At 68.5% G+C, this 10,553-nt stretch carries 11 protein-coding genes and 1 pseudogene; 8 read left to right on the forward strand and 4 right to left on the reverse strand.

Translation table 11 applies throughout. The features are described from left to right. The first annotated feature begins 30 nt into the window (after positions 1 to 30). From QZ588_RS05720 to QZ588_RS05735, 4 genes are all read left to right on the forward strand, one after another. Entirely contained in the window at positions 31 to 297 is a 267-nt protein-coding gene (locus QZ588_RS05720) for a helix-turn-helix domain-containing protein (protein WP_295540754.1), read from the forward strand. 331 nt (positions 298 to 628) lie between these two features. Continuing rightward, positions 629 to 2,056 (forward strand): ATP-binding protein, encoded by a 1,428-nt coding sequence (locus tag QZ588_RS05725; protein ID WP_295540756.1) that lies wholly within the window; start codon positions 629 to 631, stop codon positions 2,054 to 2,056. Further along, entirely contained in the window at positions 2,046 to 3,458 is a 1,413-nt protein-coding gene (locus tag QZ588_RS05730; RefSeq protein ID WP_295540758.1) for a sigma-54 dependent transcriptional regulator, read from the forward strand. The genes QZ588_RS05725 and QZ588_RS05730 overlap by 11 nt, the downstream gene beginning before the upstream one ends. Before the next feature lie 179 nt (positions 3,459 to 3,637). Then, positions 3,638 to 4,042 carry a DUF4168 domain-containing protein gene (locus tag QZ588_RS05735; protein WP_295540760.1) on the forward strand — a complete coding sequence of 135 codons (405 nt, stop codon included), beginning with the start codon at positions 3,638 to 3,640 and terminating at the stop codon, positions 4,040 to 4,042. A gap of 510 nt (positions 4,043 to 4,552) precedes the next feature. Here QZ588_RS05735 and QZ588_RS05740 read toward each other — a convergent pair. The 3 genes from QZ588_RS05740 to QZ588_RS05750 all read right to left on the reverse strand — a co-directional run bounded on the left by QZ588_RS05740 (position 4,553) and on the right by QZ588_RS05750 (position 5,570). Next, positions 4,553 to 4,744: a hypothetical protein gene (locus QZ588_RS05740; protein ID WP_295540762.1), complete on the reverse strand. Its 192-nt coding sequence runs from the start codon at positions 4,742 to 4,744 to the stop codon at positions 4,553 to 4,555. 101 nt (positions 4,745 to 4,845) lie between these two features. Beyond that, entirely contained in the window at positions 4,846 to 5,043 is a 198-nt protein-coding gene (locus QZ588_RS05745) for a hypothetical protein (protein ID WP_295540764.1), read from the reverse strand. After that, positions 5,040 to 5,570 (reverse strand): zeta toxin family protein, encoded by a 531-nt coding sequence (locus QZ588_RS05750; RefSeq protein WP_295540765.1) that lies wholly within the window; start codon positions 5,568 to 5,570, stop codon positions 5,040 to 5,042. Before QZ588_RS05750 ends, QZ588_RS05745 begins: the two co-directional genes overlap by 4 nt. A gap of 176 nt (positions 5,571 to 5,746) precedes the next feature. On the opposite strand from QZ588_RS05750, the pseudogene QZ588_RS05755 reads away from it, so the two are divergent. Then, a pseudogene (locus tag QZ588_RS05755) lies at positions 5,747 to 5,890 on the forward strand (transposase zinc-binding domain-containing protein); the annotation flags it as partial. Between the two features lie 503 nt (positions 5,891 to 6,393). Here QZ588_RS05755 and QZ588_RS05760 read toward each other — a convergent pair. Beyond that, positions 6,394 to 6,813 (reverse strand): VOC family protein, encoded by a 420-nt coding sequence (locus tag QZ588_RS05760; protein ID WP_295540767.1) that lies wholly within the window; start codon positions 6,811 to 6,813, stop codon positions 6,394 to 6,396. A 169-nt stretch (positions 6,814 to 6,982) separates the two neighbouring features. Here QZ588_RS05760 and QZ588_RS05765 point away from each other — a divergent pair, with 169 nt between their 5' ends. The 3 genes from QZ588_RS05765 to QZ588_RS05775 all read left to right on the forward strand — a co-directional run bounded on the left by QZ588_RS05765 (position 6,983) and on the right by QZ588_RS05775 (position 10,457). Beyond that, positions 6,983 to 8,260 (forward strand): MFS transporter, encoded by a 1,278-nt coding sequence (locus QZ588_RS05765; RefSeq protein WP_295540770.1) that lies wholly within the window; start codon positions 6,983 to 6,985, stop codon positions 8,258 to 8,260. Between the two features lie 66 nt (positions 8,261 to 8,326). After that, the gene (locus tag QZ588_RS05770; protein ID WP_295540771.1) at positions 8,327 to 9,913 is read left to right on the forward strand and encodes an APC family permease; all 1,587 of its coding nucleotides are present in this window, start codon (positions 8,327 to 8,329) and stop codon (positions 9,911 to 9,913) included. A gap of 7 nt (positions 9,914 to 9,920) precedes the next feature. Beyond that, complete coding sequence (locus QZ588_RS05775) at positions 9,921 to 10,457, forward strand: transposase (RefSeq protein WP_295540772.1); 537 nt, start codon at positions 9,921 to 9,923, stop codon at positions 10,455 to 10,457. Positions 10,458 to 10,553 lie beyond the last annotated feature (96 nt).

Genomic DNA, 10,553 nt, shown 5'->3' on the forward strand with positions numbered 1-10,553 from the left:
CATAGTCGGGTAACCAGATGAGGTGGAGTGATGAATACGGGCCGCCGCACTGACATACCGGATGCTGCGATGATCCGCGTGCATCTTGCCGACGAGCGGGATGCCGCGATGCGGCTGCGCTTGGTGCTGCTGAACCTGGTGGTGGAGTTGCCGGCGTCGGTCACGCTGGCGGACATCTGCCGCGGGATGGATGTTCCGGCGTCGACGGCCTATGTGTGGCTGCGAGCATGGCGCGAGCGCGGCTACGCCGGGCTAAAGCACCCGACGGAAACGCTCAGGCCCCGGGCCGAGGCGTGAGCGCGACGGCTGGCAGGCCGCGGAGGTCCGCAACCTGATCAGGGCGCGCTGGGACGCGGAACTGTCCATCAGCCAAGTCGCGCGCATGCTGCGCACGAAGCGCAAGATGCACTTCGGCAAGCCCGATTCCCATGACGCTCGCCGCCCGGCGGAGGCCAAAATGAATTGGACTGCTCGAATAGCCGCCGGATATTGCGCGGAAGCGTGAAGCCGCCGAAGGACGACGGCACGACAGCGGGGACCGCCCTGCGGCAGAATCGGCGCCGTGAAAGGCTTGGGCTCACTTCGCAACGCCATTTTGCTGTTCGTCCTGCTGCCGGTGCTCGGCGTCTTGGTCGGCGTCGGCATGCTCGGCCTGCGTGGACTCGAAGAGCAGATGACCCGGCGTCTTCAAGACGATATCGAGCTGGTTGCGCGCTCGATCCGGCTTCCCATCGCAGCGGCAATGGTGCGTGGCGACACCGATGCGGTCCAGGAGGCGCTGGACTCGGTCTTTTTGATCGACCAGGTCTTCGGCGCCTATGTCTACGACAGCGCCGGCGAGCGCGTGGCCACCAGCGGGCCGCGCAGCCCCCTGCTGGAGCGCCGGCGCGACGCCCGCGCCGTTGCCGAGGAAGGGACGCAGGGCAGCTTTGAAGAGCGGCGCGGCCGCGAGGTCTTTTCGTTCTTCTTACCTCTGTCTGATGCAGCGGGACGGGTGGTGGGCCTGCTCCAGGTCACGCGCGATCTCTCCCGGTTCCAGGACTATATCGCGCGCCTGCGGTGGGTGGGCGGCATGGCGATTACGTTCTTGGCGGTGGTCTTCGTGCTGGTCGTGCTCCTTGGGCACCATCGCGCCGTCGGCCGTCACGTGCGTGCGCTGACGGGCGCGATGCAGCCGATCGGCACGGGGGAGCCGGGGCTGCGCGTGCCCGAGCAGGGGCCTGATGAGCTGCGGCGCCTGGGGGTCGGCATCAACGCGATGATCGGCCGCTGGGAGGCATCCGAGCAGCACTTGCACGAGCAGCGACAACGCGAGGCCGAGCTGGAGCGCGAGCTGCGGCAATCCGAGAAGCTGGCCGCGATCGGGCGCCTCGCCGCGGGGCTGGCGCACGAGCTGGGCACCCCGCTCGGCAGCGTCGCCGGGCGCGCTCAGCGCGCCGCGCGCAGCCTGCCCGATGCGTCTCCCGCCAGGGCCGAGCTGTCGCGGCTGTTGACAGAACTGGGGCGGGTCGAAACCACCGTCCGGGAGCTGCTCGATTTCGCGCGTCAGGGTCCCTTGCGGCGGCGCCGCGTGGCGCTGTTGCCCCTCATCGAGGACGTGGTGGCGCGCTCCTTGAGTGCGTCGCCGCGCCCCGACCTGCACGTCGCCGTGGAGATGTCCGACGCCCTGTCCGGCCGCGCGGTCGAGGTCGATCCGCTGCGGCTGGAGCAGGCGCTGGGCAATTTGCTCGACAATGCGCTGCAGGCGGCGCGGCGCCGGGTTCGGATCAGCGCCGAGCCGGAGCCCGAGCAGCTGCGCCTGCGTGTGGCAGACGACGGCCCGGGGATTGCGCAAGCCGATGTGGAGCGTCTCTTCGAGCCCTTCTTTACCACCAAGCCGGCCGGCCAGGGTACCGGGCTCGGGCTCGCGGTGGCGCGGGCGGCCGTGGCCGAGCATGGCGGCACACTGTGGCTCGAGCACCCGGGGGCGCCGGGCGCGTGCTTCCTGATCCGCTTGCCGCTGTCCGAGCCGGCCCCGACGGACGCTGAGCCAGGAGGTTCGCAGCGTGAGCGCTGAGCCCGAGACGACGCCCGCGGAGCAGCCCGCCATCTTGGTGGTGGAGGACGACGACGGCTATCGGGCGCTCCTGATCGAGGAGCTCGAAGACGCCGGATACCGGCTCACCGGCGTCGCCGATGCGGCGGCGGCGCGCGCGGAGCTCGCCAGCCGAAGCGCCGCGCTTGTGCTGAGCGATCTGCGCCTGCCGGGTGAAGACGGGCTCACGCTGCTGGAGGCGACACGTGCGCTGACGCCCCGGCCAGGCTTCATCATGCTGACCGGGTTTGGCACCATCCGCCAAGCGGTGGCAGCGCTCAAGGCGGGTGCCGACGACTTCCTGACCAAGCCCATCGATCTGGAGCACCTGCGCCTCGCGGTGGCGCGGGTGCTGGAAAACCGGCAGCTGCAGGCCGAGGTGGCGCGCTATCGGGAGGTCCTCGCGGGCGGGCAATTCCACGGCATGCTCGGCAAGAGTCCGGCGATGCGCGCGCTCTACGATCTGATCCGTCGCATTGCCCCATCCGACAGCAGCGTGCTGATCACCGGCGAGTCCGGAACCGGCAAAGAGCTGGTCGCGCGGGCCTTGCACGCCGAGAGCGAGCGCGCCGCGGCGCCGTTCGTCGCCGTCAACTGTGCCGGCATCCCGGAGGCGCTGCTCGAGTCGGAGCTGCTCGGCCATGCCGCCGGCGCTTTCAGCGGCGCTCGCGGCGCCCGCAAGGGACTCTTCGCCGAGGCCGACGGCGGCACGCTGTTTCTCGACGAGATCGCCGAGATGCCGTCGGCGATGCAGACCAAGCTGCTGCGGCTGCTCCAGGACGGCCGGGTGCGCCCCGTCGGCGCCAATACCGAGATCGGGACCGATGTGCGCATCGTCGCCGCAACCCATCGCGAGCTCGGCGAGCGCATTGCCGAGGGGCATTTTCGCGAGGATCTGTATTACCGTCTCGAGACCTTCCGTATCCATGTGCCGTCGCTGCGCGAGCGGGGCGAAGACATTGCCGGCCTGCTGCAGCACTTCCTGCTGGCGCAGACAGCGGCGCGCCAGGGTCTGGCACAGCGCTTCGCGCCCGCGGCCTGGCGCGCCCTGCTGAGGTATTCCTATCCGGGCAATGTGCGCGAGCTGGCGAGCTTGGTCGAGCGTGCGGCGACCCTTGCGACGACGGCCGAGATCGGCCTCGACGACCTGCCCGAGCGCGTGCGGGCGGAGGCCGACGCGCACCCGCGGGCGGGTGCGCTGGCAGCGGCGGCGCTGCCGGGCTCCGATGAGGAGTGGGAGACGCTGGCGGCGCTGGAGGCCCGGTATATCCGAGCGGTGCTCGAGTGGACCGAAGGCAATAAGCAGCGTGCGGCGAAGATCCTGGGGATCGGCCGCAAGACGCTCTACCGGAAGCTGGATGAGCAGGGTCGGGATGATACGTAGCGCGATGACACATGTATCAAAATGATACGGTGTGGTGGCGATGCGAGCTGGCGCTGCTGTTCGAGCACCGCGGCATAACTCTCTGATCGGAAAGCATATACGCTGTCCTTCGGGAGTCTGGCACGGCAGATGAACGGGTGGGGGGCGCCAACCACAACAGCCCGACCCGGAGGCTCACTATGAAGACGACATTCGCGAAACCGGCCGCTGCAGCGACGCTTGCTGCGCTCTTCGCTTTCGGCGGCGGGGTTTCCGCGCAGCAGCAAGGCAGCGGCGGCAATCCGGCTGCGGGGGCTGGCGCGCCGCCGAGCGCGCCGGTGAATGTGGACGATGCGACGCTCTCGGAGTTTGCCGACGCCTACCTGTCGGTGCAGGAGATCAGGCAAGACCTGAGCGAGAAGCTCGCCGAGGCCCCGGACAGGGCCGCCGCACAGACCATGCAGCGGGACGCGCAGGACGAGATGGCCCAAGCCGTCAAAGACAGCGGTGTCTCGGTTCAGGAGTACAACGACATCGCCGTCGGCCTGCAGAATGACCCGGAGCTCGCGCAGCGTGTGAAGGAGGCCATTGACCAGGCCCGCTGATGGGGCCTCCGGCGCACGGCGGGCTTCGCGTCAGTGCGATGGACGTGCAAGCCTGCCGTGCGGCGTGGATACAGAGCCTTGGCCCAGCGCCGCCGTCTCTCTCGCAGGGAACGGTGCAGCCCCTCTCGTCTGCCCCCTCTCGTCTGCCGGTGGCACGCGGCCCCGCAGAGGCACGCGCCAGCACCCCGCAACGCGCGCGCCTGCAGCGCCCCGACGTCCGTCAGCCCCGCAGTGGGGCGTTGACCGCGCACCCCACCCCCGCTAGCCGCCTTCCTCAGGCCAACCTGGACGCTCAGGGGGGCTTGGATGTCCTATCCGTCCGAATCCGTCCGCCTCCAGGTTCGGCAGTCTTGCGACCTCGAACCAGGTCCCAAGGAGGCGGTCAAGGTCGACCTGTTCCACGGTTGCGGGAGGATGGCGGGACGCAGCAGAACGGCCCGACCGAACGCGCTGCAATAGTCGCCGTAGGTTCTTCATTGGTTACGCGCAGTGGCCGCGCTTCTCGCGCCGCTACAGCCAGACCTCGAGCCCTTGGGCGTTCAGCTCCAGGTCCACCGCCAATAGCTCGCCCATGCGCGTCTCTTCCAGCGTGCAACCATGGACGCGGGCCTCGTCGAGCAGGTGTGCCGTGAGCGCGTCCTTGATGCGGTCTTTGCGTTGAGCTTGAGCACCTTCTCGGCGCTGACCCCGTATTGCTCGCACAGATCCGTCAGCAACCGCTCGTCGTCCTCGGCCGAGCTCATGTCTGCCTCTCCTGCCTAAGTCGCGCGGTACTCGTTTCGATCACGGGAATAGCCTCTCGGCTAGCCACCGGTCTCCGACGCCTCGTTCGACTCCTTGCCCGGCGACTCCGTCCTGAGCTTGCCGTCTTTCCAGTAGGCCAGCGGGACGCCGGCGCGGCGAGCGCGCTCGCGAGCCCGTTGCGCCGCCCGTTTGAGGGCGATCTCGGCGTTGACTAGATCTGGATCTCGCGGTGTGCGGGTTGCACTCGGCTCGGTCATGGGTTGATTCCTTCCTGCAGTAGCTGGGGTGTCGGTCCCGAATTGTCGTAAAGCGCCCACTCGTCGACGATCTGTTTGTAGAGCCTCGAGAAATTGAAACACCCCGCCCGAAAGCGACGACGAATCACCGACTCGGGGACATCGTGCCCGCCCGCTTGGACCCGTCGCCGGACCCGGGCGATGGCAAGCTCTGGCGACACCAGGCGCAGGAAGAACAGCTTGACCCGGTAGCCGTCGGCCCGCCAGCGCGGGATTCGCGTGGCATCGTGGCGGCCGCTCAGGGTCGTCTCGAAGGCGAAGCTCTCTCCCGCCCGGGCGTGACGGTCGATCTCCCGCAGCATCAGCCGCCCGGCGGCGAAGGCCGCGGCGTCGGGCCGGAACGGCGACAGACCCGCCGCGATCAGGTCCGCGTTGACGAAGGCGGGGCAGTTGGCTTCGTTGGGCAGGAACTCCTCGGCAAAGATGGTCTTTCCCGCACCGTTGGGGCCGGCGATGATGAGGATTCGCTTCTCGGCGGCGGTGTTCATCCGCCCGCGGCCTCCTCGATCTGAAAGACCAGGGCCATGTAGGCTGGGTCGATCTCCGCGGCGTGGGGGCGCGGATCTTCTTCGCCGGTGAGGCGGGCATGCGCTCGGATCACCATGCCGGCACGACCTGGGCGCCGATGGCGCGCACGCCGACGGTGTCTATAAAATACAATTTTTCTAAATCGTGCAAGGGTCGCGGCCTGTGCCCGTCGTGCAACGTCCGGCGCATGGCAGAGACCGCGGCGCACCTGGTCGATCACGTCATCCCGCCGCTGCCGGTGCGCCAGTGGGTCCTCTCGGTCCCCAAACGGCGGCGCTGGCCGATTTGAGATCAGGCGAAGCGAGATGCGCGCCTGGGAGAACAGCGGCTTCCCGCTGGATGCCACGGTGCGCGTGGGCGCGCACGATCGCGCCGGTCTGGAGGCGCACCGCCCGCCTGGGACCCGGCACCCGAGCCGATGCCGCACTGGAACCTCCTCCAGCAGCCCGAGCCCGACGTCGCGTTCGCTTTGCGCGTCTCCTGGTCGCCGCCGTCTCTCTCGCAGGGAACGGTGCAGCCCCTCTCGTCTGCCCCCTCTCGTCTGCCGGTGGCACGCGGCCCCGCAGAGGCACGCGCCAGCACCCCGCAACGCGCGCGCCTGCAGCGCCCCGACGTCCGTCAGCCCCGCAGTGGGGCGTTGACCGCGCACCCCACCCCCGCTAGCCGCCTTCCTCAGGCCAACCTGGACGCTCAGGGGGGCTTGGATTTCCTATCCGTCGGTCGTGGGTGCAGACCACGAACGTCAGCACTGGAGCGGGGGTGTTCAAGGGTTTCGGGCTGGACTCACCAGCTGCCGACGTTCGGCATGCTCTTCCAGGGCTCGACCGGCGCCTTGGGCGCGCCCTGCTGCAGCAACTCGATGGAGATGTTGTCCGGTGAGCGGATGAAAGCCATGTGGCCGTCGCGCGGCGGGCGGTTGATGGTCACCCCGGCCTCGAGCAGCCGCTCGCAGAGTGCGTAGATGTCGTCCACACGGTAGGCGAGGTGGCCAAAGTTGCGGCCCCCGTCGAGGCGCTCCGGGTCCCAGTTCCAGGTCAACTCGACCTGTGCCGCCGCATCACCGGGCGCGGCGAGAAAGGCCAGCGTGAAACGGCCCTGGGGGTAATCCCGCCTGTCGAGCAGCTCGAGTCCGAGCTTGTTGCAGTAGAAGTCGAGGGAGGCGTCCAGGTCACTGACCCGCACCATGGTGTGCAAGTATTTCATCGGGAGAACTCCAGCCCGGTCCGGGCCGGCCGAGTGTAAGGCAGGGCCCTGAATGCGTCCAAGCCAGCCCTCCGCGCAGGCTGTCCGCGGGTGCATCCCCCCGGGGGCTCACGCATAATGCTGCGCTGCAGCCATCTCCCGTAAGACAACGGGCCTACAGGAGTTCTGAATGTCTCCCAGGTCGAGCAAACTTTCCAACACCCTGGCCGGCACCTCCGGCAATATTCTCGAGTGGTACGACTTCGCTGTTTTCGGCTTCCTGGCGCCGGTGATGAGTCCGCTGTTCTTTCCGGAGGCCGACCCCATCGCGGGGCTCATCCAGACCTACGGTGTATTCGCTGCCGGCTATCTCATGCGGCCGCTGGGCGGGGTGCTGTTCGGTTTCATCGGTGATCGCCTGGGCCGCAAACGCGCGCTGCAATGGTCGATTTTCCTGATGGCCATACCGACCGTCGTGGTGGGTCTGCTGCCCACGCACGAGCAACTCGGCGCCACGGCCGCACTGCTGCTGATACTCCTTCGCCTGGTGCAGGGCGCCTCGGTGGGCGGCGAGCTCGTGGGCTCGGTGGCCTGGCTGGTGGAGACGGCGGACCCGCGCCGGCGCGGGCTGCTCGGCAGCTGGTCGCTGTTCGGTGCCATCAGCGGCATCCTGCTGGGCTCGCTGGTGGTCACCCTGCTGAACGCCATGCTCGATGAATCGAGCATGGCGAGCTGGGGCTGGCGGGTGCCCTTTCTGAGCGGTGCGGTGATTTTCTTCGTCGGCCTGTGGCTGCGCCGGAGCATGACCGAGTCGCCCGATTTCGAGCAGGCTACAGCCGCGGGCGCCGTGCAGCACAACCCCCTGGTCCACGCCCTGCGCGAAAACGGCGGCATGGTCGTGCATCTGGTGGCCATGCTGCTGTTGTACGCAGCCGGCTTTTACATGCTGTTCGTCTGGATGCCGACCTACCTCGACGAGATGGTCAAGCCCCCGGTGCCGCACGCCCTGGCGGTGAACACCCTGTCCATGGTGGTGTTGCTGGCGGTCATTCCCCTGGCCGGCTGGCTGTCGGACCGGGTGGGCCGCCGGCCAATCCTGCTGTGTGCCAGCCTGACCATGGCCGTGGTGGTCTATCCTCTGTTCGTCTGGGTGGACGGCGGCACGCTGCAGGCGGCCATCACGGCACAGCTGATTTTCGCCATCCTGATCGGCTGCGTGCAGGGGCCCTTCCCGGCCCTGATGGTGGAGCTGTTTCCGGCGCAGTCCCGGTTCAGCGCCATCGGTGTGTCCTACAACGTGTCCGTGGCGCTGTTCGGCGGCACGGCGCCGCTGGTCGGCACCTGGCTCATCGCACGCACCGGCGACCTGGCCTCGCCGGCGCTGTATCTGGCCCTGCTGTCGGTGCTCAGTTTCCTCGCCCTGCTGCCGCTCGGGCGCAGGTCCGGTGCGCAGCCCTCAACTGCCTGAAGCCGGGGCTTGCCACGGGGCGAGCGGGGCATGTGGCGTACGGCTCCGAGCGGAGGATCGCTAAACATGCACAAGCCTGGAAAAATCGGGCTGCGCGGGCTCATTTTCGCGCTCATCGGCTCCACCATCGGCTCGGGCTGGTTGTTCGCCGGGCTGTACGCTGCCCAGATCGCCGGACCGGCGGCTGTCATCGCCTGGCTGCTGGGCGGCTCGGTGGTCTTCCTGTTTTCCCTGGTCTATATGGAGCTGGGCATCGCCTTCCCCATCTCGGGCGGCATGGTGAAATACACCCAGCTCTCGCACGGGCCACTCACGGGCTACGTGGCCGGCATCACCGGCTGGCTGTGCTACGTCATGGTCGCGCCGCTGGAAGTGCTCGCCATCCTGCAATACGCCATCAACTACCTGCCCGTGCTGGGCAGCGCCGAGGGCAGCCGGGCCGTGCTCTCACCCGTCGGCTACGCCACCGCCGTCGGCCTGCTGCTGGCGGTGACAGTGATCAATCTGGCCGCGGTTGACTGGGTCATCCGGGTGCACGACCGCATTGTCTGGTGGAAGCTCTTCGTGCCCCTGCTCGCCGTGCTGCTGTTGCTGGGCTTCGATTTCAACCCGGAGAATTTCACCGCCCACGGCGGCCTGTTCCCGAACGGCCCCTCGAGCGCGCTCACCGCCATCATGGCCGGCGGCATCCTGTTCTCCACCTATGGGTTCCGGGTGGTGGTGGACCTGGCGGGTGAGGCCGAGGACCCGCTGCGCAACATCCCCCGCGCCATCGCCATCGGCCTGGGCGCCGTGGTGCTGTTCTACGTCCTGTTGCAAGTGGCGTTCATCGGCGCCCTGGCGCCTGCGGACCTCGCCGAGGGCTGGCGCAAGCTGGACTTCCCCGGCATCACTGGACCCTACGCGGCCCTGCTGACCGCTGCCGGCCTGGGCTGGATGGCGGTGGTGCTCTACGTGGACGCCGTCGTCAGTCCGCTCGGCACCGGCATCATTTTTTCCACCTCCACCTCCCGCGTGGCCATGGCCATGGCCGAGTGCGGCTTCTTTCCCGGCCGGCTGGCCACCCGCAATGCCAAGGGCGTGCCCGTGCGCGCGGTCTGGTTGAATTTCGCCGTCGGCCTGCTGCTCCTGGCCCCGCTGCCGGACTGGCAGGCCATTGTCAGTTTCGGCGCCGCGGCCACCATGCTGTCCTTCGCCTTCGCCCAGGTGACCCTGGCGGCCATGCGTCACCGTGGCCTGCGCCTGCATCCCAGCTTCCGGCTGCCCCGCGTGCAGGCGCTCGCCTGTATGAACTTCGTCATCATCACCTGCCTGCTGTTCGCGGTGGGCTGGCAGAGCAACCAGGTGCTCGCCGTCCTGACGGCCCTCGCCCTGTCACGCTACGCCCTGGTGCGCTGGCGCCGTCAGCAGGGGCTGAGCAGGGGCGAGCGCCGCTCCCTGCCCTGGATGAGCGTCTATCTCATCTGGGTGTTCCTCAGCTCCTGGATGGGCACGGCGGGCGGCGGGCGCGGCTGGCTCAGCCCCGAGATCGGCTACCCCCTGCAGGTCCTGGTGGCCGTCGGCATTTTCTTCTGGGCGGTGCGCGCCTCGCTGGACCGCTCTGAAATGGCTTCCGAAATCGACGCTGCCGGCCTGCCGCGGGAGACCGTCTAGCCCCGGAGTGGCGGTCGGCGGGCGCTGCGCCCCTATCGGCCGGGCCGGGCCGGGCCGGGCCGGCTTCTCGCTGGATGCCGCGGTGCGGGTGGGCGCGCACGATCGCATCGGTCTGGAGCGGCTGCTGCACTATTGTGCTCGCCCAACCTTCGCGCTCGAGCGTCTGGAGCGGCTTGACGACGAGCGCGTTGTCTATCGGTTGCCAAAGCCACAGCGTGACGGCACCAAGGCACTGACGCTCACCCCACTGGAGCTGATCGACCATCTCGCGGCACTCATCCCGCCGCCCAGGCGCCACCGCCATCGCTACCATGGCGTGCTCGCAACTTCGCGTTCGATCAGCGCGTCTCCTGGTAGCCGCCGTCTCTCTCGCAGGGAACGGTGCAGCCCCTCTCTCGTATGCCCCCTCTCGTCTGCCGGAGGCACGCCGCCCCGCAGAGGCACGCGCCACAGCACCCCGCGACGCGCGCACCTGCACCGCCCCAACGTCCGTCAGCCCCGCAGTGGGGCGTTGAACGCATCTCTTTGCACACAAATCCGCTAAGTGCCCTGTAAGCTTTGGCGCAAATTGCATGCCCTCGGCGAAGTCCCGCACCCGCTGCAGCCCGAGCCAGAGCGTCTTCATCCCGGGCTCGCCATC

It is taken from the genome of uncultured Thiohalocapsa sp. (assembly GCF_913062725.1).
Classification (GTDB): Bacteria; Pseudomonadota; Gammaproteobacteria; order Chromatiales; family Chromatiaceae; genus Thiohalocapsa.